Genomic DNA, 26,021 nt, shown 5'->3' with positions numbered 1-26,021 from the left:
AAAACCTCCTAAAATCCGTAATTATAACCATCATTTGCAGCAGTTTGCTTCTTATGTTCTTTATTGCTATCCTTGATTTCTTCCAGCGTCAATAACGATTCATTTTGCCAATTTCGGAGAATTCCCTCAATGTAATTCAACTGTCTTTTATTATTGGCACACGCTATCTCCATAGCCTTGAGTATAATTTTTTCAGAGTTTTTAAATGATGAATCATCCAACCACAACAACAACTGTTTTTTTGCCTGAATATTATTCGACCCAAATCCATTGTTATCCCAAAAATGAATGATTTCGGATGTACGTTGTTGTTCTCTCTCTCTATCTATCTCTGTTTCTTTCTCTGTCTCTTTCTCTGTGTTACTATTTGTTTCATCCCCGTTACATTGTAACGCTTCTTGTTTTTTTCTTTTCCTGAACTTCCTTACTCGCCTTGTCGACTCACTTTCGCTGCCAATCATTTCCGGAATACCATTAAGGTAATACTCCTTTTCATCAAACGTTTCTATCAATCCTTTTGAAAACAAATAAGACAGCGTCATTTTAATATTATCCTTATCCTCATCTATCTCTAAAACTAGTTCATCTACAAAATCATCTCCGATATCTTCAAAGTAAATATACCCTTCGCTTTTAAGACTGAGTAACAGTAGCTTAAGATATATAATTGTAAAAGTATCTCCTCCAGCTAATCGCCTTAACAGCTTAATTTCCTTTTGATTAAAAAACGTTTCTTTTAGTTTTAGCCAATAGTACTTCTTAGGCATTTGAAGCCACCTTTCGCTTTAATTTACTGATTTATTTTCATAATAGCGTTGAATGTTGTCAGCATTTTCGATATATTAAATATAAAGCGTTTTACCTAGACTACATCTTTGGTCTGTTCTTCAACCCAATTCATCAACGATGTATAAGGAATGCGGATTTTGTTCCCTTCCCTAATACAAGGGAAGCCGTTATGTTCAGACTGATGACAAAGTTCATAGGTTGCTGTTCTACCGATTCTTAATATCTGAGCTGCTTCCGGCACTTTAAGAAGACGGGGGGCTTCCTGATACCCATGCTCTTTAAGTAGTTTTTTAATATTGTTTAAATGTTTTTCGTTTTCCTCCCGGACAATTTGACGGATTGTGTCTTCGAAGGACATTTATTTCACCAACCTTAATTGCTCGTTTTTATTGTTTATATTGAACGCCTAACTCTTTACGCTCGGTGATCCATTATTCAGCACACTTTACTGGATCATCAATCATGTAAGATGGTTTATCTTGTTTTTAGATATTAACCATGTCAGCGACTTCACGACTATCTGCTAGAACTGTTCCGTTTTGAAAAACGAGTTTCAATCCCAATCAAATAACCTCCTACACGGTTTGTTTTTGTAAACCTTGTATAACAGACCCAGTAAAAAAAATTTCACGTGGATCACGATCTAACGCTTTTGAAATTGTCAACATTGTAATACCTGATGGTTCTGAGTCATGCAATTCTATTTTCGTAATAGATTGACGGGAAATTTTTGTCCGTCTTGAAAGTTCAGATATTGACATTCCGCGTTCATTTCGGATTTTCCGTAATTTGTTATCCATGATTAACACCTCCTATAAACGTAATGTAACACATGAATAACAATATCGTCAATAATGTTTTACAAAAAAATTGTTTATTTTTCTGATTACATGTTGTAAAGTATGAATTACAGGGGTGAGAAACATGTCTGAGATAGGAAAACTGTTAAAAGAATTAAGAGGTAAAGAATCACTGAGGGAAGCAAGCAAACGAATCGGAATCAGTCATACCTATTTAGATACTATTGAAAAAGGATACGATAAGCGATCAGGTAAAAACGTAAAACCGACCCCTGATACACTTAAATTGATTGCAAAGGCTTATTACTATTCTTATGATAAATTACTCGTCATGGCCGGGTATATAGAGGAAAAGGGAGAATATAACGATGAAAAATCAGCAATCATGGATAAAATAGCAACTGAATTCCCAGATGCGGATTTAATGTTTCATGATCTGGCTAACATGACAGCAGAAGACCTTGAGGATGTATACGATTATATTAAGTTTAAGCAAAGTAAGAAAAGAGAATAAACTATTATAGCTAGTGGATGATGTGTTCTCATAGCTTAAAACTGTTAACTTTGATAAATAACATTCGGATAAGCTGATATATAAGTAAAATTATATAGGAAAATTTTGTTTATGGACAAAATCCCAAAAAGGTATACATATTTTTGTATACTCTCTTTTATAGCACAAAACGGAACATAGGTTCTATTATTGAGGTGTTAAATTGGTTTACACATATATAGAAGAATTCATCAACGATTTATGCTTCAAATTAGACATCTACGAACCACATCATTTGGACATGTTCACCATAGCTAAAAAGCTCAACATAAACATTGTTTACCGTGAATCAAATTTCAGTTTCAGTATTGAAAATGATATTATACTTGTTAAATCCACAATACAACAAGAATGGCAAAACTTTTGTCATGAATTAGGGCATCGTCTCCGGCATGTAGGACAGCAATTGAAAATGCATTATCTATTCCGGGATTTGCAAGAGTACCAGGCAGAGAATTTTGCATACCATTTTTGTGTACCAACTTTTATGCTAGAAAAAATTGAAAATTTGACAGCCTACAAAATAGCTATATTATTTAATGTCGAATATGAATTTGCTTCAAAAAGACTAGAAATGTACGAAAGGAAGGTACTAAATGAAAGGTTCTATAGTCAAGCGTGGTAATATGTATTCATTTGTATTAGATATTGGCCGTGATCCAGTTACAAAAAAACGTAAACAGAAACGAGTGTCAGGGTTTTCTAGTAAGAAAAAAGCGCAAAAGGCCATGAATGATATGATGTCGGAATTGCAGCGTGGCTCTTATGTTGAACCGTCGAAAGAATTAATGAGCGATTACCTTGATAGATGGCTCAAACATAAACAAACTCGTGTGGCATATTCTACATATGCGCATTATAAGTCGTACATTGACAATCATATAAAGCCAGCACTTGGTGCTATACAGGTATTTAGACTAACCCCAAATGATGTACAGAACTTTTATGATGGGCTGCTGGAACAAGGGGAGCTATCAGAACGATCCATACATCATATACACCGAATTTTAAGTAATGCGCTTGAAAAAGGCTGTCGCATGGAAGGATTGCCGAAGAACGTTGCCAATGCAGCAGAACCTGCATCTGTAGCCAAAAATGAAATGAAACACTGGAATATGCTAACACTGAAAAGTTTTCTCGATGCTACTCGGCAGGAGAACTTTTTTATAGCTTGGTATTTGGCTGCTTTTACAGGAATGCGACAAGGTGAAATTCTTGGTTTGAAGTGGGATTGTATCGACTTTAATAATAAAACAATCTATGTTCGAAGGGCATTAAAGCGTGAAGAGGAAAAATACCGGATTGCTAATCTGAAAAATAATTCGAGTTACCGATCAATAGCCGTTACAGATTCCGACATTTTTGAATTAAAAAGACATTACAATTTACAGAAAGAAAAGAAAATGGGTGTCGGTCGTGACTATGCAGATAATAATCTTGTCATTGCAACAGCTTTTGGAAACAAAGTGGAGCCTTCAAACATCATTCGAGCATTTAAGCGTTGCATAAATCGGGAAAAAGTGCCACAGATTCGGTTCCATGATTTACGGCATACACATGCATCCATGCTTTTTGGATTAAAAACGCATCCTAAGATTGTACAGGAACGTCTTGGTCATTCAAGTATTCAAGTAACACTTGATACCTATTCCCATATGCTGCCAAACATGCAAGAGGCTGTTGCTGAATCATTAGAATCTGCATTCAAAAAAGAAGAAAAAGTCACGAACAGTTATTCGCTTTAGCAGACTAAAAGTGACCAATCCGTGACCAAATAAAAACTTGATATGTTTTGAAACTACGCCCCCGGCAGGATTCGAACCTGCGACACATGGTTTAGGAAACCAATGCTCTATCCCCTGAGCTACGGGGGCAAAATTGCTATTTAAAAATGCAACAATCACTATTATACAAAACAGATGGCTTCTTGAAAAGCACTTCATCTTGTTTCACATGGAACTGTCTTTTTTTATATGCTAAAATAAAGTACATCTGTCGAATTTTGTTACATAGATTGGAGGGATCGTTATGACAGAAGTCCCGTTTATTGCAATTGAGGGTCCGATTGGGATTGGTAAGACATCACTTGCAAAAAAACTTTCTGTCCATTTTAATTTTCATCTATTAAGGGAGATTGTCGAGGAAAATCCGTTTCTCGGTAAATTTTATGATGATATTGATGAGTGGAGCTTTCAAACGGAAATGTTCTTTTTATGCAATCGCTACAAACAGCTGGAAGACATTGAGAAAAAGTATCTCGACAAAAACCGGGCAGTCATCGCCGATTATCATATATCAAAAAACATGATTTTTGCAAAACGAACGTTACAGGATGACAAATTTAAGAAATATGAGCAGATTTATCACATTTTGACGAAGGATATGCCTGTTCCGAATATGATGATTTATTTACATGCCAGCCTTGATACCATTTTGAAGCGAATTCGCATGCGCGGAAGGGAAATTGAGCAGAATATTAAGCCATCCTACCTGGCACAGCTGGCAAAGGATTATGAGGATTATATGAATGAATTCGAAGTGCTTCATCCAGAAATCCCGGTCATCCGCATTAATGGAGATGAAACAGACTTTGTAAAGCATCAAGATGACCTGGACATGATAATAAAAAAGGTCGAACAACAGCTGAATAATCATCAGGTGATGTCCAAATAAGAAAAGCGTAAGTGCCCGTTTAGCGACGTACAAACTGGAGCACTCCGCAATGAGATAAAGGAAACACGGTGAGCTGAAAGCGAACCGATGTTGACTTTCACCACAAGGGTATAAGTGCGACTAGGCCTCTGGTTTCACCATCGGCAAGTCTTCTTTATCGTAGTGAGGAAGTGTGAAGTTTGCTAGTCGCTGGGCGCTGGAGCTAGACAATGAAAAAAGGGGAACCAAATATGAAATTACGTGATAAATACCAGATTCCACATGACAGCATCATAACAATTGCCGGTACTGTGGGGGTTGGGAAATCAACGATGACCAGGGCGTTAGCGAATGCATTGAATTTTAAAACGTCATTGGAAAAAGTTGATGCAAATCCGTACCTTGGTAAATTTTATGAGGATTTTGAACGGTGGAGCTTCCATTTGCAGATTTATTTTCTGGCTGAACGATTTAAGGAGCAGAAGAAAATTTTTGAGTATGGCGGTGGATTCATCCAGGACCGTTCCATCTATGAAGACACAGGTATTTTTGCAAAAATGCATTATGAAAATGGTACAATGTCGAAAACAGATTATGAAACATACACAAACCTGTTTGAGGCAATGGTCATGACGCCGTATTTCCCACATCCCGATCTTTTGATTTATTTGGAAGGTTCATTCGATGAGGTGCTGGAGCGAATTCAAGTGCGCGGCAGGGAAATGGAAAAAAATACGCCAATTTCATATTGGGAAGAAATGTATAACCGTTATGAAAACTGGATCAACAATTTTAACTCCTGTCCCATTCTGCGGGTTAACATTTCCGATTATGACTTGATCAATAAGGAAGACACCATCGAACCGATTCTGGAAAAAGTCGGACACTTCATCCAGCAATCACGAAAATGGAAGACAAGAGAACTTATACGATAAAACTAAAATCGGTGCTCCTGTAATCTGGGGCACCGATTATAATTTCCTGTCACTCCTTGTTTAGCTTTTCTCCCGACATTAGACTGCTCTCTCCCGAGTTTCGGCTCTTCTCTCCCGACTTTGAGCTGTTGTCTCCCGAGTTCAGACTACTCTCTCCCGAAATTTAGCTGTCTCTCGCGAGTTTCAGCTTTTCTCTCCCAAGTTTGAGCTGCCTTCACGCAAGCAATTTCCAAACTATGCTCAGGCAGGAAAAACTTCTTCAATGGTTTTTACATCTTCAGCTGATAAATTAACTTCAGCTGCTTTCAAATTATCCGTGACCTGCTTAACATTGCGCGCTCCCGGAATAACTGCGTCAATCGGATCAAGTTTCAAATAATAGGCAAGCACCACATGTGCCGGTGCCACCCCATGTTTGTCGGCAATCTGATGCAGATAGTCCACTTTTTCCAAATTACTAAGATACGTTTCTCCTTGAAATTGAGGTCTTTTCTTTAACCGATCAGAAAGAACCGTGTTTTCCGTATATTTACCGGCCAGTAAGCCTGATGCAAAAGGAAAATATGGTATAAACGAAATCTCATTTTCGAGTAAATAAGGAAACAATTCCTTTTCGGCTGAGCGTTCGAGCAGATTATAATGCCCCTGCACTACATCCAGGTAGCCATCTTGATTGGCTTCTTTCAACTGCTCCATGGAAAAGTTGGAAACGCCGATGGCACGGATTTTTCCTGCCTCCCGCAAACGCTGCAGTGCCCCGACAGCTTCATATTTTGGTGTATCATCATCCGGAAAATGAATATAAAACAAATCAATCACATCGGTCTGCAGTCGCTTTAGGCTATCTTCCACGGTTTGATTCAAAAATGAAGGGGTATTATCATGAACTACTTTATCACCCTCACAACGGTTTGATCCTTTTGTTGCCAAAACAACTTTGCTGCGATCGCCTGATTCTTTTAGTGTCTTTCCGATAATTTCCTCAGAAAGTCCATTGCCGTACATGAACGCTGTATCAATGAAATTCAGCCCATGGTCGATTGCTTCCGTAATAATTTTTCCACCATATTCGGTGTTTGTTTCCTTATTTGCATGTCCTATTTTGTTTGCACCAAGTCCAACAGGATGGATTTGTAAGCCTGTATTACCTAATTCCACTTTATTAACCATCACTATATCCCACCTTTCCTATATCATATTCAGTACTCGGCTTGGTATCAAATAAAAAGCTGCCAATCCAACAGATTGACAGCTTTTTATGATTACAATATTTTATTCAGAAACTCTTTCGTCCGCTCTGATTCCGGATTGGTAAAAATCTGCTCCGGATCGCCTTCCTCCATAATAACTCCTTCATCCATAAAGAGAACACGATCGCCGACTTCTCTGGCAAATCCCATCTCATGTGTTACAACTACCATGGTCATTCCTTCATAAGCAAGCTGCTTCATAACCGCAAGCACCTCACCGACTAGTTCCGGATCAAGTGCTGATGTAGGCTCATCAAACAGCATTATCTTTGGCTCCATGGCAAGTGCCCGGGCAATTGCCACTCGTTGCTGCTGACCGCCTGATAACTGATTCGGATACATTTCCGATTTATCGCTTAATCCGACTTTTTCCAGTAATTTTTGGGCACGTTCCTTCGCTTCATTTTTACTAATGGCACGTGCTTTCTGCGGAGCAAGCATGACATTTTCAATAACGGACTTATGCGGGAACAGATTAAACTGCTGAAAAACCATCCCAACTTCTTTTCGTACTTCATTAATATTTGTTTTTGGATCGTTCAAATGTGCACCGTCAACGATAACGTCACCACTTGTTATTTCCTCAAGCAGATTCAAACATCGCAAAAATGTACTTTTACCGGAGCCACTCGGACCGATTACACAAACAACCTCTTTTTGTTCAACCTTACAATCAATTCCCTTCAGCACCTCTAATTTTCCGAAGCTTTTATGCAAATCTTCAACGGTTATCATTAGACATCCAGCCTCCTTTCAAGAATGCTCAAGACGAAGGACAATGTCAGCGTGATTGCCAGATAGAAAAAGGCAACGGTTGTATAGATTTCAACAGCATTAAAGTGGTTGGCTGCAATCAGACGTCCCTGGAAGATCAATTCCGGAACAAGAATTACTGATAATAGCGATGTATCCTTAATACTGATAATAAACTGGTTACCCAATGGTGGAATCATTCGTTTAAACGCCTGTGGCCAAATAATGTAGCGCATCGTCTGCCGATGACTCAGACCAAGTGACCGGCCTGCCTCCATCTGACCTTTTTCAATTGATACAACGGCACCACGCACAATTTCTGCGATATATGCACCCGAGTTTAAAGCAATAACAATAATACCAGCTGTAACGGAATCAAAATTATATTGAATGATCAGCGGCAGTGCATAGAAAATCCAGATCGCCTGAACCAGTACCGGAGTACCGCGCAGAATCTCAATATATACACTCGATATCCAATAAATTATTTTAAATCTTGATATACGCCCTAATCCAAAAATAGCACCAAGAATAAAGCCTATTAAAAGACCAACTACTGAGATCAGCAGCGTATAATAAAGACCGGTCATCAGTTGTGGTAAAAATTCAACAACACCGGCAAAATTAAATCTGTCCAGCATCCTTTCACCTCTCTTGTTGTCTGTAACGTGAATCATTAGGGTAATTCTTTTCCCCACTCAGCCCAATGATTGTTAGTTGATTGAATCCAGCATCTATCGGCAGTTTATCCCCGTTTATAATACTTTGTTTGCAGTTGGGGGTGGACCGCCGGTTATCCTCGTAAAAAGTTTAAAAGGGTGTAACAACCGGATGGTTACACCCTTTTACTGCATTTATTATTCTTTTGGTGGTGCTTCTCCAAACCATTCTTTATAAATTTCAGCATACGTTCCATTTTCCTTAAGGGTTGCCAGTGCATCATTAATAGCTTTCACCAATTCATCCTGCCCCTTGGAAATGGCAATACCGTAATTTTCAGCTTTATACAATTCGCCGACCATCTTCAATTTGTCGCTTCCTTCTGTCTTAATGTAATACGCGACGTTTGGCGCATCATACAGAACAGCGTCGGCACTTCCGTTTTCCACTGCCAGGTACACCTGACTCATCTGTTGATATTCGTTGGCTGTTGCACCTTCAATATTCTCTTTTATAAAGGCGGCACTGGTTGACCCGAGTCTGGTTGCAATTGTTTTTCCTTCCAGATCCTCAAGACTTTTAATTGATGTATTGTCTTTCGGCACACCAATACGCAGCCCCGATTTGTAGTAAGGATCACTATAGTCAATCTTTTTGGCACGTTCTTCAGTAATACCGATACCTGCAATAGCAATATCAAATTTGCCTGTTTGCAGACCCGGAATAATTCCATCAAAGTTTGTCGGTGCCAAATCAATTTCAAAACCTACTTCATCGGCTATTGCCCTAATAAGTTCAATATCAAAACCCGTATACTCACCGTTTTTCTTAAATTCAAACGGAACAAATCCGGTATCCGTCGCAACGGTATATTTATCTTTTAATCCGCCATCATCTCCGGATCCATTGGAACCTTCACCACCGCCGCATGCTGCAAGACCAGCTATGAGAAAGGCAGAAAACAAAATAAGCCCCAAATGTCTCCACTTTTTCTTTTTCAATGTTGTTACCCCCTTTGATTTTTTAAGCAATACATACTATTAATATTACCAAATACCCACTTTTTCGAAAAATATGATTTTAAACCAAATTTGGATATATGATGGCGTTTGACAGGCTTATACTCGTTAGATTGTCCACATTCTGATATTTAATGCTAATAACGCTTAAATAATGCAAATAACTAAAAATATGCAAAAAGTGATATGAATCATCGACCTCCAAACAGTAAAGAGCTATAGTTTTAGTTGGAAGATTTTGTTGAAAAGGATGAAAAAGACATTGTAGTCGAAGCTGATTTTTCTGATTTGCAGATGTTTGCTGACGAAGCAGTTACAAACTTTGATCATTATAAAGAGGAAATTGCAGTAATCTATGAGAAAATGCCAAAATTCGACTATAAATATTTTTGTTGTTACGCGTATTCCACCTACAAAGTTAACTTTCTAAGCTGCTAAAAAAACGCTCTTACATGGGATTTTAAGAGCGTTTTTTCCATTTATGTTATGAACAGGCTATTTCTTTTCCCCAAGCTGAATAGACCGCTTACGGGCATTTCTAACACATTCCTGAACAGCTTCCTGAAATCCGCCGGCAGAAAGTGCTTCAAGCCCGGCTTGTGTGGTTCCGCCAGGACTGGTTACTTTCTTTCTTAACGATGCTGCCGTTTCACCTGACTGTTTAAGCATTTCACCCGCACCGACAACCGTTTGTGCGATTAGTTCGATTGCAGTTCTTTTGTCCAGTCCAGCTTCAACTGCTGCTTTTTCCATTGCCTCGACAAAATAGTACATATAAGCCGGCCCGCTCCCGGAAATTCCTGTAACGGTATGCATATCATTTTCTTCAACGATCACTGTTGTCCCGATCGTATCAAATAATGCTTGTGCCTCCGCCATATGTTCTTCCCGGGCATACTTCCCGGCGGATAACGCTGTAGCAGAATAACCAATCGAAGCAGAGGTATTGGGCATGGCCCGGATTACAGGGGAATGATTTCCGATTAATGCTGTTATATCATCGGTTGAAATTCCCGCAATCACGGAAATAACCAGCTGAGTTGGGTTTAAATATTCTTTAATCGATTGTACGGCTGGTTCCAGATCATAAGGTTTCGTAGCCAAAACAACAATATCAGCATCGACAGCAACTTTCTCTTTGTCTTGAATACTTTGTATCTGATACCGGCGCTCCAATCGGTCAATTCGTTCCTTATTGTTTCTGTTTGTTACAACAATCTTTTCTTTTTGCAGAATCTCTGCATGCACTATACCGGAAATAACCGCTTCAGCCATCGAACCAGCTCCAATAAAAGCGACTTTTTTATCCATTGACATAACCTCCTTTTTTGAATTAAACATTATCATACAAAATTATTTATCAACAAAAACACCCCAATCGAATCCTGTTAAAGGACGGATTGGGGTGTTTCCGTGGTACCACCTTCATTGACATGCTGAACATGCCCGCTCTGGTTTCATAACGCAGCGAGACTGCGGTCAGGGTTAATCTGACAACTCCAAGGCAGGTTTCACAAAAGCCGTACCCGATGGAATTTTTCAGCCGATGAATTCCACTCTCTGACAGGAAGCAAATTGCTACTGACCTCTTCTCTGTTTATTACGTATCTTACTGTATTTTCAAGTACTATACCTGCTAATAGCGCCAATGTCAACTCTTAAATAATGAATACCATTATAAAAAATGATTTTGCTGGAACAACCTCGTCTTATTACGGAGCGATGGTGTTTTTCTCTCTGACAATATAAAAAATCGCTGCAGAAGCAACGATTTTTAAAGTATCTCCAATTTATGCGCTTATCATTAAATGGAGGAGGTAGAGGGATTCGAACCCCCGCGCGGTTTGACCCGCCTGTCGGTTTTCAAGACCGATCCCTTCAGCCGAACTTGGGTATACCTCCGTGTGCGACAAGATTTAATATATCATGCTGTACATCCATTGTCAAACATAATTCCACAAAGAATTTATTTATAAAATGGACATCGGGCCACACAACCGGGTGGCCCGAAAATCCGTTTCTTATTTGATTACTTGTTTACCGCCCATATACGGCTGCAACACTTCCGGAACAACAACAGATCCATCCTCCTGCTGATAATTTTCCAAAATAGCAGCTACCGTACGTCCAATAGCCAGGCCGGATCCATTCAGTGTATGGACAAATTCAGGCTTTCCCTTTTCCTCCCGGCGGAAACGAATGCCGGCCCGTCTTGCCTGAAATGCCTCAAAATTCGAGCAGGAAGAAATTTCACGGTATGTTTCCTGAGTTGGAATCCATACCTCAATATCGTATTTCTTCGCGGCTGTAAATCCTAAATCACCAGTACACATGCTCATCACACGATATGGCAGTTCCAGCAGCTGGAGGACTTTTTCGGCATGACCAGTCAATTCCTCCAATGTTTCATAGGATTCTTCCGGCTTTGTGAAATGGACAAGCTCTACTTTATTGAATTGATGCTGACGGATTAATCCACGTGTATCTCTTCCGGCAGAACCTGCTTCAGAGCGAAAATTAGCGCTGTATGCTGCATATCGCTTCGGAAGATCATCGTTTGCCAGAATCTCATCACGGTGGAAATTCGTCACTGGAACTTCAGCTGTCGGGATCAGGAAATAATCCCACTCTTCCAGTTTAAAGACATCTTCTGCAAATTTCGGCAGCTGACCGGTACCAGTCAGGCTTCCACGATTAACAATCTGCGGCGGCATCATCTCTGTATAACCATGTTCGTCTGCATGCAGGTCCATCATGAAATTGATTAATGCACGTTCCAGTCTTGTACCCAAGCCCTTGTAAAACACAAAACGGCTTCCGGTTACTTTGGCTGCACGTTCAAAGTCAAGAATATCCAAGTCAGCAGCAATGTCCCAATGTGGTTTTTCCTCAAAATCAAATGTTGGAATATCGCCCCATTTACGTGCTTCCACATTGTCGTCTTCATCTTCACCGACAGGCACCGTCTCATGCGGGATATTCGGAATGGAAAGCATCATATGATTCAGCTTTTCCTCAATTTCCTTCAGCTCCCGATCAAGTTGGGAAATCTGTTGACCCACTTCACGCATTTCCTTAATAGCAGGTTCAGCATCCTTTTTTTCCTTTTTCAAGACCGAAATCTGTTTGGAAGCTTCATTCTTTTTTGCCTTCAATTTTTCGGTCTCTGCAATTAACTCGCGGCGGCGTGCATCAAGTTCACCGAATTTGTCCAATTCGGATAAGTCTTCACCGCGATGAGCCAGCTTTTCCTTAACCACTTCAAAATTATTACGCAAATACTTCATATCCAGCATAATTAATTCCTCCTTTTAGCAAATAAAAAACTCCCGTCCCTGCATAAAACAGGGACGAGAGTGTTGCTTCCCGCGTTGCCACCCTAATTGAAGAGAAAAACTCCTCCGGCTCGAACAAACATAACGGCTGTTAACCGGGTTTGCCTACTCCATTGTTCAGCAAACCAGTTTAAGGATGGATTCTCCACAATGCCTATATCGGTTTTCAGCCGCCACCGACTCTCTTCAATAAGCATTCCGGGTACTAATTCCTTGCATAACTGATCATATATTATGATATATCATACCCAATTACCTGCTAAGATGCAAGTGTTTTTAACGATTGTTCCACCATTTGGGCAAAATATTCAATAAAACGATTATCATCGGTCAATTCAGGATGAAATGCCGTGCACAAATAATTTCCCTGTTGTGCCGCTACAATACGGTCCTGATACGATGCAAGTACGTCTACCTCAGGCTCGGCATCCACTATATACGGTGCCCGGATAAATATTGCATTGACATGTTCACCAATGTGTTTCACCGACAAATCCGCTTCAAAACTGGCGACCTGACGGCCAAATGCATTACGGGCAACCTTCATATTCATTAAACCTAAATGAGCACTTTCCTGCCCTTCAATTTCACTAGCCATCAAAATCAGGCCGGCACATGTGCCAAATATAGGTTTACCCTGGTTGCCAAATTCCCGGATTGCCTCAAAAAAGTCATAGCTGTCAATCAGCCGGCGCATCGTTGTACTTTCACCGCCGGGAAGAATCAGCCCATCAATTGCATCAAGCTGCTCCTTACGCTTAATTTCAACACCTTGTGCACCTGCTTCTTCTATTGAACGGATATGTTCGCGCACAGCCCCTTGTAATGCGAGTACACCTATTGCAGTCATCGTAATTCCTTCTTTCTTATTCGCTGCGATCCTGCATGCGGTCATGAGGTTCCAATGTACTCATTTCCAGACCCTTCATTGCAGTACCCAGACCTTTGGAAAGTTCGCCAATCAATTGATAATCGGTATAATGTGTTGTCGCTTCAACAATAGCTTTTGCGAATTTTTCCGGATTATTTGATTTAAAAATTCCGGATCCGACAAATACACCATCCGCACCGAGCTGCATCATTAATGCCGCATCAGCTGGCGTTGCCACACCACCGGCTGCAAAGTTCACTACTGGCAGGCGGCCTTCTTCCTTAATTTCCAGTAACAGGTTATATGGCGCACCGATTTCTTTTGCGAATGTCATGACTTCATCTTCTGACATCGACGTCAGCTTCCGTATTTCCGATTGTACCTGGCGCATATGGCGGACAGCCTCAACAATATTCCCTGTACCTGGTTCACCTTTTGTACGCAACATGGAAGCACCTTCGCCAATACGGCGGGCAGCTTCACCCAGGTTACGGCAGCCGCAAACAAATGGTACTGTATAATCGGATTTCTTTAAATGAAACTCCTCGTCAGCAGGCGTCAATACTTCACTTTCATCGATATAGTCAACACCCATTGCTTCAAGAACACGAGCTTCAACAATATGGCCGATTCGTGCCTTTGCCATAACCGGAATGGATACCGCATTCAGGACTTCCTCGGTAACTTCCGGACTTGCCATGCGGGCAACCCCGCCGGCAGCACGAATATCGGATGGAACCCGCTCCAGAGCCATTACCGCTACTGCACCGGCTTCCTCAGCAATTTTAGCTTGTTCCGCATTGACAACGTCCATAATGACGCCGCCCTTTTGCATTTCTGCCATACCACGTTTAACGCGATCAGTACCTGTATTTGTCATTTTATTTCCCCCTCGGTATATTTAAATTCTTTTACGTTAAAACCATCCTTTTACAGTATCCACGATCGAACCGAATAAATTGGAGAAGAAACTTCCAATGGATCCTAATGTAAGCATGAACCAGTTATCTTTCTCCACTTTTTCCTGTGCGACTAACGCAACAGTTTGTTTATTTTGATCGGGAAAGATATAACCGTAATCCGCATTGCCATTGTAAACAAGTTCAGCGGTCCCTATTTTTTCGCCTTTTTCAACTGGGGCCTTAAGTTCACCGTTTTTATTCAGTTTTTCTTTATTTATATGATATTTAATGCTGTATTTCTTATCTTCTCCCTGTTTAACAGGGGCCTTAAATGCTGCTTTTGTGGCTATTTCAACAGTATCTTTCTTTCCTTTGGAAACCGGAATAACAGATTTATCTTTCAGCTGGTAACCTTTCGAGAATACTTCTTTTGTTTCAAAATTATTGAACGCATAATCGTACAATTTTTCCGTTTCCTGAAAACGTTCGCCTTTACTGTCTGTTTTCATCACAACCGAAATAAATCGCTGACCATTTTTCTCAACAGTTCCGGTGAAACAATATCCGGCAAGGTCAGTGTAGCCGGTTTTCAGTCCGTCTACTCCTTCATATTTAAACTGTTTCAGGTATGTTGCTTTATGTGGAAGCATCCAGTTCAGATTTTCCACTTTATAGCCTTCAAATTTTGTTTCAGTCATACTTGTATATTCCATTGCTTCCGGATGATCCTTAATCAAATTGTACGCAAGCAGGGCTGCTGACCTTGCTGAAAGTAAGTTGTTTGCATTCGGATCGGTACCTTTTGGAACATTATCACCGAGCCATTCATTTGATAGTCCGGTGGAATTTACAAATTTATAATCGGGTAAGCCCATTTCCTCTGCTTTCTTATTCATCATTTTAACAAATTCGCCTTCAGAGCCGGCAACCAGTTCTGCAAGTGCAATTGTTGCACCGTTATCTGAAAAGATTGCCATCGCTTTATATAAATCTTTCACTTTATATGGTTTGCCCTTCGTCAGGCCGATTCCCGAAAAAGTTGGGTCAGCAGAGATACTGTAGGCGTAATCACTGACTTGAGTCGTTGTATCCCAGCTAATTTGACCGGATTGAATGGCTTCCAACACTAAATATTCAGTCATCATTTTGGTCATACTTGCTGGAGGCAATTTCATATCAGGATTTTTAGCATATACTATTTTTCCTGTCTCAGCATCAACCAAAATAGCTGATTCTGCTTCTATGTTTAACGATCCTGCTGCCTGTGCAGAAAATGGCTGTGCAATAACTGCAGTCATCATAAAAACTGCAATCAGTAAAAATAACAATCCTTTTTGTAGCGTATGTTTCACTTTTCTTTAACCTCCAACATAAAATGATTTTTATACTTCTTTTCTAGTAAAATAGGAAGCACTTTGATATTTTACCATAAAAAATAATGAAAAAATAGACGGGGAATTATCCCCATCTTAGAAAACTTCATAGATAAATTATACTATTTTTAATTCGAAACCCTTTTAAAGCAAGCTTTACACTTATTCGGCGAATCCGGCATTTTCTTCAAAAAATTAAAATGAATAATTCGGTGCTTCTTTCGTAATCTGCACATCATGTGGATGGCTCTCCCGCAATCCTGCATTGGAGATTTTGATGAAACGTGCGTCATGGCGTAATGCATTAATTGAAGGAGTTCCGCAATAACCCATTCCGGCACGTAGTCCACCGGCTAATTGATGGATTGTATCAGCAAGCGGTCCTTTGTATGCTGTTCTTCCTTCAATACCTTCAGGAACGAGTTTTTTAGCATCCTCTGAATCCTGGAAGTAGCGATCTTTTGAACCTGCTTTCATCGCACCGACTGAGCCCATGCCGCGGTATACTTTATATTGTCTTCCCTGGAAAATTTCCGTTTCCCCGGGGCTCTCTGCTACACCTGCAAACAGACTGCCAAGCATCACTGCACTTGCCCCGGCTGCCAATGCCTTGACAATATCACCGGAATATTTGATACCACCATCGGCAATCACAGCTGCACCATATTCTTCAGCAGCCTGGGCACAATCATAAACAGCTGTGATCTGCGGGACCCCGACACCGGCAACAACACGTGTAGTACAGATGGAACCAGGTCCAATGCCGACTTTTACTACTGTCGTCCCGGCTTCAATCAATGCTTTTGTCGCTTCAGCAGTTGCAACATTTCCAGCGATGATATCCAATTCAGGATACGCTTCCCGAACCAATCGTATTTGATCGAGTACGCCTTTGGAATGCCCATGCGCCGTATCGATTACAATTGCATCAACACCGGCATCAACCAGTTTTTCGATACGTTTCAGTGCGTCACCGGTAACACCAACCGCAGCACCGGCAAGTAATCTGCCCTGCGAATCTTTTGCTGCATTAGGGAATTCGATGACTTTTTCAATATCCTTAATTGTAATTAAACCTTTTAACATTCCGTTATCATCAACTAAAGGCAATTTTTCAATTTTGTGTTGCTGTAACAGGTGTTCCGCTTCATCCAATGTTGTACCAACAGGAGCAGTTACAACATTTTCACTGGTCATAACCTCTTTAATCGGAATAGAGTAATCCTGTACAAAACGTAAATCACGGTTTGTAATAATGCCTACGAGTATTTGCTCATCGATATTATTGACGATGGGGACACCAGAAATGCGGAATTTTCCCATCAGATGTTCTGCATCGTAAACCTGATGTTCCGGTGTTAAAAAGAAAGGATTGGTGATAACCCCACTTTCGGAACGCTTAACCTTGTCTACCTGCTCCGCCTGATCCTCAATCGACATATTTTTATGAATAATACCCAAACCGCCTTGTCGCGCCATTGCAATTGCCATTTCCGCTTCCGTAACAGTATCCATACCGGCACTGATGAACGGGGCCTTTAACTTAATATTATCCGACAAGTCTGTACTGATCTTTACATCCTTTGGAAGAACCTCAGATTCGGCAGGCATCAGCAATACATCATCAAACGTCAGCCCTTCTTTGGAAAACTTATCCTCGCGCATGTTTTTTCCTCCTCCTGTTCATTAATTATATATTGTTAAATGATTATAAATCATCAAATGGGCCAAACTATACATGTTTCTATTGTTATATACAATACGCCAACAAACGCGCTTTTTCAACAGGATAATCAGGTCATGAAAAAAGAAAATAGATTCAAAATATTTGAATAGATTATGGGGGAAAATGATGAATAAACAAGATATTTCGTTATTATTTACATATTTGCAGTCACAGGAAACGGCATTTGATTATTTGCTGCAATGCTACAGACGACAAAATCAGCCCGAAGCTGAAACGAAGAGTTATGAGAATGCAAGTGCACTGATGCATTACATCGACCATGGCAGACGATTTCTGACAAACGCACGGGATGCGGATATACTGCTGATGCCGGTTTTATTATTTTACGGGATGACTCATTTGTGCAAAGCTTGTCTTTTGACAAAAAGACCGAACTATCCCGAAACAACAGCAGTACTCGCACACGGAGTTTCGACACGAAAACGAAAAAAAAAGAACTATACCTTTTTACAGGATGAAGTCAAAATACAGCACAATGGTTTGTTTCCTTACCTGGCAAAATATTTATACGCCGTCGGGACATTTCCGTTTGAAAAAATCAGGATGGAACAATTATTTTCCCTCATTCCAGAACTGAACCAGCTGTTTACTTTCAACCATTCGCAAAAGTTGACGGCAGTGGGGAAGACAGATTCTGATCAAATGTATTTCCCGGAAACACTCCTTGACAGCTATAACCTGACCCAGACAGCATTCATTAAACGAATTAAAAAGCATGTTCCGGGGCTGGCCCACGTTCATACTGTTTCCGGATATATGGAAATGGTGTTATCAGCACCTGTTCATGAAGCATCCAGTCCTTTTTTTATTGACCCTGGAGCGGAAACTATTTATTTTCCTCATAACAGAGAACATTTCATTGCACTTCCCGAACTGCTGATCCATTATTTGCTGCTGTATAACTTGAGCATGGTCAGCCGCTATGAAACGGAATGGTGGGGGGAATTGCTCACTTCCAAAGCAGAGGCCGATTTCCCGTTTATCCGGCACTTCCTTCAAGTCACTGCTGAGAAAGTGCCATTCCTGGTGGGCAAAGAATTACTGGATCAATTGGATCCAGGCTCAAGAAAATAACGCAGCCGGTAGCAATTCATTGCGGTTTCACCAAGATGATCCAATAAATTGTAATTGGCATACGCTCCGATAACTGCACCGATTCCCGGCACCAGCTGAAGCATTTTTACAAAATCAATATAATCGCGGTACTCCTGCTGAAAAACCCGCCAATCCCATTCAGCAAGTTCTTCTTTTTTTTGCCGCCAATTTTCAATTGTTCGGAAGGTTTCCTCACGATAGCGGTCACTGGAGAATGCCAGCTGAAAAATGTGTAAAATAAACAACCGTTCCTTATAGTCTTTCACATCATACCCATACAGGGCAGCCGTTTCAAACAGAAAACGCATCTTGATGGACAGCAGCAGCGGGAAATCAACAAACCCAAGCAATATGCCGCCTGCACCTGTTCCGGCGCCCTCAGCAGCAGCCGTCCGTTTGTATACTTCTTTACGTTCCAAAACAAGCTTTTCTTTAGACTCAAGTGTCCCCGGTGGATCCTGCGGCGGTCTGACCGTATACTCCGAACCAATCAAAGTTGCCTGGACCATTTTCTTGATACTTTCTGTGATTACCCTATGAGCCCGCTCCGGAATTTTTTCATTAATTTTGTTTTGCGCCTTTTTGGCAAGCTGGTTGATAAATGTTGAATCTTTAGCCATTTTTTTGCGCCATTCAATCAGTTCAACCTTAGCTTTTTCATCATAAGTAGTCATCTGCATCGGTCCTTCAAAATTTTTCATGTGAATAATATCGTCGAAGTTTTTAGTTCTTTCAGGAAGAACAGTATTTCTACCGATATTTTATTTTTCCGGCTATAAAAAAGTGACACCAAAGAATAAATATTCCTTGCATGCCACCTACATTATACGAACTGGAAACCATTACGTTTCATTTTCATCTGATTCTGTTGTTTCATCTGCTTCCTCATGCGCAGATTCATCTTCATCCGGTTCAACTTTTGCTACTGTCGCAACTTCTTCTTCTTCATGCAGCCGTATAAGTTTGACGCCCATCGTATTTCTGCCGGTTTGGGAAATTCCTGAAACCGGGATACGTATTAGCACACCGGCAACGGTAATCAGCATAATATCTTCTTCGCCTGTTACAGCTTTAACTGCAGCTACATGGTCCGAACTTGAAAGTTTACAGGTGAAAATACCTTTACCGCCACGGTTGGTAACCCGATATTGATCCTCAGGCGTACGTTTACCAACACCTTTATGAGTGACATGAAGCACCTGCAGACCTTTCTCCAATATTTCCATGGAAATAACTTCATCATTACCCCTTAGTGAAATACCGCGCACACCTGCTGCGGTTCTTCCCATGGAACGGACCTGATCTTCCGGAAAACGAATCAAATAACCGTTTCTCGTACCAATCATAATATCTTTCATACCGTCAGTCATGCGAACGGAAATCAGTTCATCTCCCTCACGAAGTCCTACCGCAATCAGACCGCCTTTTCGGATGTTGGCAAACTGAGACAGTTGCGTACGTTTGGAAATTCCGTGTTTGGTCGTAAAGAACAAATACCAATCTTCACTGAATTCACTTGCCGAAATAACGGCGTTAATCCATTCATCTTTTTCAATCTGAAGCAGATTAATGATTGGAATCCCTTTTGCCGTCCTACTGAATTCTGGAACCTCATATCCTTTCGCACGATAAACTTTCCCTTTGTTTGTAAAGAAAAGAATCGTATCGTGAGTCGATGTCGATACGAGATGTTCAACAAAGTCATCTTCGTTTGTCCCCATTCCCTGAATACCGCGGCCCCCGCGTTTTTGGGTGCGATATGTGGAGGCTGGCAGGCGTTTTATATATCCTTTATGGGTGAGTGTTATAACGATGTTCTCAACCGGAATCAAATCTTCATCCTCAATGAAGTCAGCACCGCCTACAACAATTTCAGTCCGACGGGAATCATTATATTTTTCTTTAATCGCTGTCAGTTCTTCCCGGATTATTTCCAGAACTTTTTCTTCGCTGGCCAAAATGGCTTTCAATTCGTCAATCAGTTTAATCAGGTCGTCGTATTCATTTTCAATTTTTTCCCGTTCGAGACCCGTTAATCGCTGCAATCGCATATCCAGGATTGCCTGTGATTGTTTCTCTGACAGTCCGAACCGTTCCATCAGACCATCACGCGCAATATCCGCAGTCTTGGAATTACGGATTAACTCAATTACCTCATCAAGGTGATCAAGTGCAATACGTAAGCCTTCCAGAATATGTGCACGGGCCTCGGCTTTACGTAATTCGAAAGCTGTCCGTCTTTTGATAATTTCTTTTTGGTGCTCAAGATAGTATTCCAGACATTGTTTAATGGTCAAAACTTCTGGCTTGCCGGCCACAAGCGCCAGCATATTGATACCAAAAGTGGTTTGCAGTGCCGTATATTTGTATAAGTTATTCAGAACAACATTTGGATTCACATCGCGGCGAAGTTCGATAACAACACGGAGTCCGGTACGGTCGGACTCATCCCGGAGATCGGTAATGCCATCTATTCGCTTCTCTCGGACAAGCTCAGCTATTTTTTCAATCAGTCTTGCCTTATTTACCTGATATGGCAGTTCGGTCGCGATAATCGTTGATTTACCATTCGCATGTTCCTCAATTTCAGTTTTTGCCCGAATGGTAATCGATCCTTTTCCTTTTTCATACGCCCTTCGGATACCGCTCCTCCCAAGAATTTCACCTGATGTAGGGAAATCCGGACCATGTATGTAATTTTCCATCAGTTCATCAATGGTGATTTCCGGATTGCGGCTGACGGCCAAAACGGCATCAATTGTTTCTCCCAGGTTATGTGGCGGAATATTGGTGGCCATTCCTACCGCAATTCCGGACGTTCCATTAACAAGCAAGTTTGGAAAACGGGCAGGGAATACAAGCGGTTCCTGTTCTGTACCATCATAGTTATCCTGATAGTCAATCGTATCCTTGCTGATATCACGCAAAAGTTCCATTGAAATTTTTGACATGCGGGCTTCGGTATAACGCATTGCCGCTGCTGAATCACCGTCGACGGAACCAAAATTCCCATGCCCGTCAACAAGCGGGTTCCGGTAGCTGAAATCCTGTGCCATCCGGACCATTGCTTCATACACAGCTGAGTCGCCATGCGGGTGATATTTACCGATAACTTCCCCGACAATACGCGCAGACTTTTTATGTGCCTTATCTGAATGCATTCCCAGATCATTCATGGCATATAAAATTCTGCGATGCACCGGTTTCATTCCATCCCGAACATCCGGCAGGGCACGAGATACAATGACACTCATTGCATAATCCAGGAACGATGTGCGCATTTCCTTACCTATATTTATTTCCGTAACACTCGGACGTTGTTGATCCGCCATTAAAATTACCTCCAAATCATTAAACAAAGGCGTAAGCGCCCTTTCAGCGCTTGTTATTCGCTGCTATCAGATATTAAATACTTGTTCTACACATCCAGATTCTGCACGTATTCGGCATTTTCCTGAATAAAATTTCTGCGGGGCTCCACTTTATCGCCCATTAACATATCGAAAATCTGATCAGCATCAATTGCATCAGTCAGGTTAACCTGCAGTAATGTACGTGTATCCGGGTCCATCGTCGTCTCCCACAGCTGAGTTGCGTTCATCTCACCCAGACCTTTGTAGCGCTGAAGACCGGGCTTTGGTGTCTTCGGAAGTTCCTCCAGCAACTCTTCCAGCGCCTTATCATTGTATACATAATGTGCCGCTTTGCCTTGTTGAACTTTATAAAGAGGCGGCTGAGCAATATATATATAACCTTGTTCGAGCAGTGGGCGCATATAACGATAGAAAAAGGTTAATAGTAAGGTACGAATATGTGCACCATCAACGTCTGCATCGGTCATAATGATGACTTTGTGATATCTTGCCTTCGATAAATCAAAATCTTCACCAATTCCCGTTCCAAGTGCCGTAATCATAGCACGTACTTCATTGTTGGATAAAATTCTGTCCAGTCGTGCTTTTTCCACGTTCAAAATTTTCCCGCGCAATGGAAGGATTGCCTGAAAATGACGATCCCGTCCTTGTTTTGCCGAACCGCCGGCAGAATCACCCTCCACAATGTACAACTCACTGATTTCCGCGTTTTTTGACGAACAATCAGCCAGTTTACCGGGCAGATTGGAAACTTCCAATGCACTTTTTCTCCGAGTCAATTCACGTGCCTTTTTGGCAGCCATGCGGGCCCGTGAAGCCATCAATCCTTTTTCCACAACAATTTTGGCTACATCCGGGTTTTCAATCAGGAATTTGGAAAAAGATTCACTGAATGCTGAATCGGTAACGGTCCTGACTTCACTGTTGCCAAGTTTTGTTTTCGTCTGACCTTCAAACTGCGGATCAGGATGCTTGATTGAAATAATCGCAGTTAACCCTTCGCGAACATCATCACCAGTCAGATTCGGATCGCTTTCTTTAAACATGCTGTTTTTACGTGCATAGTCATTGATTACACGAGTCAGACCGGTTTTAAAGCCTGATTCATGTGTCCCGCCTTCAATGGTATGGATATTGTTCGCATAGGAAAAAATATTACTTGCAAAGCCGTCATTGTATTGAATGGCGACTTCCACCGTGATTTTCTGTTCTTCCGTTTCCGCGTAAAATGGTTCATGAAGCACTTCACGTGTACTGTTAATGTATTCAGCATAGGAGCTGATTCCGCCTTCATAATGGTACGTGATCGGTTCTTCATCAGTCCGCTTATCTTCAAGCGAAATCTTAATGCCTTTATTTAAAAATGCCAGTTCACGCACGCGCTGTTCAAGCCTTTCAAAATCATAGGCCCTCGACTCCGTGAAAATTTCCGGATCCGGTCGAAAATGTGTAACCGTTCCAGTAATGTCCGTTTCTCCAATAACCTCAATGTTGCCCTGAGGAACACCTTTTTCAAAACCAAGGAAATGGATTTTACCATCACGATGTACATACACTTCCAAATTACTGGAAAGCGCATTAACGACTGAAGCACCTACACCATGGAGTCCCCCGGAGACTTTATAGCCTCCTCCGCCGAATTTACCTCCGGCATGCAGCACGGTCATAATAACTTCCAGTGCTGGTTTCCCGGTTTTTTTCTGAATATCCACCGGAATCCCTCGTCCATTATCTTTCACGGTAATGCTGTTGTCTTTCTCAATGATGACCTGAATATGATCGCAAAATCCGGCAAGTGCCTCATCAATACTGTTATCAACAATTTCCCATACAAGGTGATGCAATCCCCGATCACTTGTTGAGCCGATATACATACCTGGTCTTTTCCGGACTGCTTCCAATCCTTCAAGCACTTGAATCTGATCAGCATTGTACGCCTGTTCATTTTTTACTTTTTCATCCGACATTTTTTCACCTACGTTTCTTTGTAAACCTTTATTCTTCTTCCAACTCGTCTGAAAAATCTTCCAGTTTGCTTATCATTGAAATCATGCTTGCTCTTTTTTTCAGTGTCGAAACTGATAATGAACTGAAATAAACCCGGTCATTTGTGATGACAACTGACTTCGCCTTATCCGTTGGTCCAAAGACTTTTTCCTGTTTTCCCATGTTGTCCATCATTTCTTCCATAATCGTTGAAGACGATACAACATTGCGGTCGATAATTGTTATAACATTTTTTGATTGAACAACATTATCATTGCCAATGTGAATAAACATCGTATTCCTCCACGTTTAGAAAACTTGGTTCTCACTAAAGGGAATCTTATGAAAGCGTTTTGTGCTTTCTTAGAAGCCCTTATGCTCTTGAGTGCAAGCCTTTTGGTGACGACCATAGTTGCACTTATGCAGTAAGGATGTATTGTGTTTTATACATTCTTATCTGCCTATGTAAATACCTTCCCATCTTCCACCCGGAAAAGTTCCGCTTCCTGCAGCGTTTCATGTTGAATTCCTTTGACACTGGTGGTGGACACAAAGGTTTGTACCTTGCCTTGAATTGTATTTAATAAATGAGATTGCCTGAAATCATCCAATTCGCTCAGTACATCGTCCAAAAGCAGTACCGGATACTCGCCAATTTCATTGAAAATTAATTCTATTTCTGCAAGCTTTACAGATAAAGCTGCAGTACGTTGCTGACCCTGTGATCCATAGGTTTGTACATTTTTATGATTAACATGGAATATCAGATCATCCCGATGCGGCCCGATTAACGTAGTTCCACGTTCAATCTCTTTTTCTTGTATTTCCTGAAACTTATTGCGATAGATACTTTCTATTGTTCCCGTTTCAGCCGATTCCGATACGTCAATAGTTGGAGCATATATTATATCAAGTTCTTCTAATTCACGGCTTATTCCATAATGAATTGGCCGAGCCCATTTTCGAAGCAGTTCAAGAAATAAAAATCTCCGCTCAAGCAATGAAGCTGCATGCTCTGTCAATTGTTCCGTCAATACTTCCAGCATGGTAAGGTCAGCCTGATAATTCCGCTGGATCTGTTTCAATAAGTGGTTACGCTGCTTCAGTATTTTTTGATATTGACCCAAGTGATAGATATAGGTGGGTTGAATTTGCCCGAGTTCCATATCAATAAAACGCCTGCGTATTTGCGGCGGACCTTTAACCAATGTCAGATCTTCCGGTGCAAACATGACGACATTCAAAGCTCCAATATAGTCGCTAAGGCGCTGTTGTTCCACTCGATTGAGCTTTGCTTTTTTTCCTTTTCCTGACAAGACGATTTCAAGGGGAAATGATTGGCTGCGTTTTGTTATTCTGCCTTCTATTTTAGCATACTCCTGCTCCCATTGAATCAGCTCTTTTTCCCTTGGGGTGCGGTGTGATCTTGTAAAAGCCAGCAGGTAGATAGCTTCCATCAGATTTGTTTTTCCCTGTGCATTTTCACCGATGATGACATTTATTTTATCATCAAATGTTATATCCAATTGGGAATAATTGCGGTAATTTTTTACTTTTAACTGTTCAATGTGCATGAAAGATCACCACAATTAATCCTTGACGACTTTAAAAGAGCCGACATTTTCAATTTCGATTATATCATTCGGGTACAGTTTTCTGCCGCGGCGGTGTTCCAGCTCGTTATTAACCAGCGCTCCCTGATCCTGCAAAAATGCTTTAACCATTCCGCCCGATTCCAAAATATTAATTAATTTAATAAATTGACCGAGTGTAATAAAATCTGTATTTATTTCTATTTCTTCATGCATTTGTTATCACCAAATTTTCAGGTAAAGTGTCTGTATTTGCATTAAATAAACTTTCTAATGAACCTTCTATCTATTTTACTAAAGTTTTGGACTAATGGGAAGGAAAGACTGTTTAATCG

The 26,021-nt window shown here is 40.9% G+C and carries 26 protein-coding genes, 2 tRNA genes and 1 other annotated feature; of the genes, 7 read left to right on the top strand and 21 right to left on the bottom strand.

The annotated features are described in order from the left end of the window. Positions 1–8: 8 nt before the first annotated feature. The 3 genes from HUX68_RS19330 to HUX68_RS13045 form a co-directional block, all read right to left on the bottom strand. The gene (locus HUX68_RS19330) at positions 9–767 is read right to left on the bottom strand and encodes a phage replisome organizer N-terminal domain-containing protein (protein WP_174615249.1); all 759 of its coding nucleotides are present in this window, start codon (positions 765–767) and stop codon (positions 9–11) included. A gap of 95 nt (positions 768–862) precedes the next feature. Beyond that, positions 863–1,147 (bottom strand): helix-turn-helix domain-containing protein, encoded by a 285-nt coding sequence (locus tag HUX68_RS13050; protein WP_174615248.1) that lies wholly within the window; start codon positions 1,145–1,147, stop codon positions 863–865. Between the two features lie 217 nt (positions 1,148–1,364). Then, complete coding sequence (locus tag HUX68_RS13045; RefSeq protein ID WP_174615247.1) at positions 1,365–1,589, bottom strand: helix-turn-helix transcriptional regulator; 225 nt, start codon at positions 1,587–1,589, stop codon at positions 1,365–1,367. A 124-nt stretch (positions 1,590–1,713) separates the two neighbouring features. On the opposite strand from HUX68_RS13045, the gene HUX68_RS13040 reads away from it, so the two are divergent. The 3 genes from HUX68_RS13040 (at position 1,714) to HUX68_RS13030 (ending at position 3,887) form a co-directional block, all read left to right on the top strand. Beyond that, entirely contained in the window at positions 1,714–2,103 is a 390-nt protein-coding gene (locus HUX68_RS13040; RefSeq protein ID WP_174615246.1) for a helix-turn-helix domain-containing protein, read from the top strand. 280 nt (positions 2,104–2,383) lie between these two features. After that, positions 2,384–2,767 carry an ImmA/IrrE family metallo-endopeptidase gene (locus HUX68_RS13035; RefSeq protein ID WP_174616458.1) on the top strand — a complete coding sequence of 128 codons (384 nt, stop codon included), beginning with the start codon at positions 2,384–2,386 and terminating at the stop codon, positions 2,765–2,767. Continuing rightward, on the top strand, positions 2,739–3,887 hold the full coding sequence (locus HUX68_RS13030; protein ID WP_174615245.1) for a tyrosine-type recombinase/integrase: 1,149 nt from the start codon (positions 2,739–2,741) through the stop codon (positions 3,885–3,887). Before HUX68_RS13035 ends, HUX68_RS13030 begins: the two co-directional genes overlap by 29 nt. Positions 3,888–3,943: 56 nt before the next feature. Here HUX68_RS13030 and HUX68_RS13025 read toward each other — a convergent pair. Next, a tRNA-Arg gene (locus tag HUX68_RS13025) sits at positions 3,944–4,016 on the bottom strand. Positions 4,017–4,170: 154 nt separating this feature from the next. Between HUX68_RS13025 and HUX68_RS13020 the strand changes: the two genes are divergently transcribed. Both HUX68_RS13020 and HUX68_RS13015 read left to right on the top strand, forming a co-directional pair. Beyond that, positions 4,171–4,815: a deoxynucleoside kinase gene (locus HUX68_RS13020; protein WP_174615244.1), complete on the top strand. Its 645-nt coding sequence runs from the start codon at positions 4,171–4,173 to the stop codon at positions 4,813–4,815. A gap of 230 nt (positions 4,816–5,045) precedes the next feature. Beyond that, positions 5,046–5,729 (top strand): deoxynucleoside kinase, encoded by a 684-nt coding sequence (locus HUX68_RS13015; protein WP_174615243.1) that lies wholly within the window; start codon positions 5,046–5,048, stop codon positions 5,727–5,729. 240 nt (positions 5,730–5,969) lie between these two features. Here HUX68_RS13015 and HUX68_RS13010 read toward each other — a convergent pair whose 3' ends face one another. The 4 genes from HUX68_RS13010 to HUX68_RS12995 form a co-directional block, all read right to left on the bottom strand. After that, positions 5,970–6,899 carry an aldo/keto reductase gene (locus HUX68_RS13010; RefSeq protein WP_174615242.1) on the bottom strand — a complete coding sequence of 310 codons (930 nt, stop codon included), beginning with the start codon at positions 6,897–6,899 and terminating at the stop codon, positions 5,970–5,972. 92 nt (positions 6,900–6,991) lie between these two features. Beyond that, positions 6,992–7,714: an amino acid ABC transporter ATP-binding protein gene (locus tag HUX68_RS13005; RefSeq protein WP_174615241.1), complete on the bottom strand. Its 723-nt coding sequence runs from the start codon at positions 7,712–7,714 to the stop codon at positions 6,992–6,994. Continuing rightward, entirely contained in the window at positions 7,714–8,373 is a 660-nt protein-coding gene (locus HUX68_RS13000) for an amino acid ABC transporter permease (protein WP_174615240.1), read from the bottom strand. The genes HUX68_RS13005 and HUX68_RS13000 overlap by 1 nt, the downstream gene beginning before the upstream one ends. A gap of 216 nt (positions 8,374–8,589) precedes the next feature. After that, positions 8,590–9,393 carry a glutamine ABC transporter substrate-binding protein gene (locus HUX68_RS12995; RefSeq protein WP_174615239.1) on the bottom strand — a complete coding sequence of 268 codons (804 nt, stop codon included), beginning with the start codon at positions 9,391–9,393 and terminating at the stop codon, positions 8,590–8,592. Positions 9,394–9,639: 246 nt separating this feature from the next. Between HUX68_RS12995 and HUX68_RS12990 the strand changes: the two genes are divergently transcribed. Further along, the gene (locus HUX68_RS12990) at positions 9,640–9,849 is read left to right on the top strand and encodes a hypothetical protein (protein ID WP_174615238.1); all 210 of its coding nucleotides are present in this window, start codon (positions 9,640–9,642) and stop codon (positions 9,847–9,849) included. A 57-nt stretch (positions 9,850–9,906) separates the two neighbouring features. Here HUX68_RS12990 and proC read toward each other — a convergent pair whose 3' ends face one another. The 7 genes from proC to guaB form a co-directional block, all read right to left on the bottom strand. Then, complete coding sequence (gene proC / locus HUX68_RS12985; protein WP_425509518.1) at positions 9,907–10,722, bottom strand: pyrroline-5-carboxylate reductase; 816 nt, start codon at positions 10,720–10,722, stop codon at positions 9,907–9,909. A 498-nt stretch (positions 10,723–11,220) separates the two neighbouring features. After that, positions 11,221–11,313: transfer RNA gene (locus HUX68_RS12980), tRNA-Ser, on the bottom strand. Positions 11,314–11,432: 119 nt separating this feature from the next. Further along, on the bottom strand, positions 11,433–12,707 hold the full coding sequence (gene serS / locus HUX68_RS12975; protein ID WP_174615236.1) for a serine--tRNA ligase: 1,275 nt from the start codon (positions 12,705–12,707) through the stop codon (positions 11,433–11,435). Between the two features lie 47 nt (positions 12,708–12,754). Further along, positions 12,755–12,974, bottom strand: a binding site (T-box leader). Positions 12,975–13,005: 31 nt separating this feature from the next. Then, complete coding sequence (gene pdxT / locus HUX68_RS12970) at positions 13,006–13,596, bottom strand: pyridoxal 5'-phosphate synthase glutaminase subunit PdxT (RefSeq protein ID WP_174615235.1); 591 nt, start codon at positions 13,594–13,596, stop codon at positions 13,006–13,008. A gap of 16 nt (positions 13,597–13,612) precedes the next feature. Then, complete coding sequence (pdxS, locus tag HUX68_RS12965) at positions 13,613–14,497, bottom strand: pyridoxal 5'-phosphate synthase lyase subunit PdxS (protein ID WP_174615234.1); 885 nt, start codon at positions 14,495–14,497, stop codon at positions 13,613–13,615. Positions 14,498–14,533: 36 nt separating this feature from the next. Then, positions 14,534–15,871 (bottom strand): serine hydrolase, encoded by a 1,338-nt coding sequence (locus tag HUX68_RS12960; RefSeq protein WP_174615233.1) that lies wholly within the window; start codon positions 15,869–15,871, stop codon positions 14,534–14,536. A 216-nt stretch (positions 15,872–16,087) separates the two neighbouring features. Then, positions 16,088–17,557, bottom strand: coding sequence for an IMP dehydrogenase (guaB, locus tag HUX68_RS12955; protein WP_174615232.1), 1,470 nt, complete (start codon positions 17,555–17,557; stop codon positions 16,088–16,090). Positions 17,558–17,744: 187 nt separating this feature from the next. Here guaB and HUX68_RS12950 point away from each other — a divergent pair, with 187 nt between their 5' ends. Continuing rightward, positions 17,745–18,713, top strand: a complete 969-nt coding sequence (locus HUX68_RS12950; protein WP_174615231.1) for a YaaC family protein — start codon at positions 17,745–17,747, stop codon at positions 18,711–18,713. Here the strand turns inward: HUX68_RS12950 and HUX68_RS12945 are convergent. The 6 genes from HUX68_RS12945 to yaaA all read right to left on the bottom strand — a co-directional run bounded on the left by HUX68_RS12945 (position 18,686) and on the right by yaaA (position 25,902). Next, on the bottom strand, positions 18,686–19,408 hold the full coding sequence (locus HUX68_RS12945) for an EcsC family protein (protein ID WP_174616457.1): 723 nt from the start codon (positions 19,406–19,408) through the stop codon (positions 18,686–18,688). The genes HUX68_RS12950 and HUX68_RS12945 overlap by 28 nt on opposite strands. Positions 19,409–19,576: 168 nt before the next feature. After that, positions 19,577–22,066 carry a DNA gyrase subunit A gene (gene gyrA / locus HUX68_RS12940; protein WP_174615230.1) on the bottom strand — a complete coding sequence of 830 codons (2,490 nt, stop codon included), beginning with the start codon at positions 22,064–22,066 and terminating at the stop codon, positions 19,577–19,579. An 86-nt stretch (positions 22,067–22,152) separates the two neighbouring features. Next, positions 22,153–24,075, bottom strand: a complete 1,923-nt coding sequence (gyrB, locus tag HUX68_RS12935) for a DNA topoisomerase (ATP-hydrolyzing) subunit B (RefSeq protein WP_174615229.1) — start codon at positions 24,073–24,075, stop codon at positions 22,153–22,155. 28 nt (positions 24,076–24,103) lie between these two features. After that, positions 24,104–24,388, bottom strand: a complete 285-nt coding sequence (remB, locus tag HUX68_RS12930; RefSeq protein ID WP_174615228.1) for an extracellular matrix regulator RemB — start codon at positions 24,386–24,388, stop codon at positions 24,104–24,106. 167 nt (positions 24,389–24,555) lie between these two features. Further along, on the bottom strand, positions 24,556–25,668 hold the full coding sequence (recF, locus tag HUX68_RS12925) for a DNA replication/repair protein RecF (protein WP_174615227.1): 1,113 nt from the start codon (positions 25,666–25,668) through the stop codon (positions 24,556–24,558). A gap of 15 nt (positions 25,669–25,683) precedes the next feature. Continuing rightward, positions 25,684–25,902 carry a S4 domain-containing protein YaaA gene (gene yaaA, locus HUX68_RS12920; RefSeq protein WP_174615226.1) on the bottom strand — a complete coding sequence of 73 codons (219 nt, stop codon included), beginning with the start codon at positions 25,900–25,902 and terminating at the stop codon, positions 25,684–25,686. Between the last annotated feature and the right edge of the window lie 119 nt (positions 25,903–26,021).

This window comes from Virgibacillus ihumii (assembly GCF_902726655.1).
GTDB lineage: Bacteria > Bacillota > Bacilli > Bacillales > Amphibacillaceae > Lentibacillus > Lentibacillus ihumii.
The sequence above is the reverse complement of the archived record's forward strand: the minus strand, read 5'-3'. Positions and strand labels throughout refer to the sequence as shown.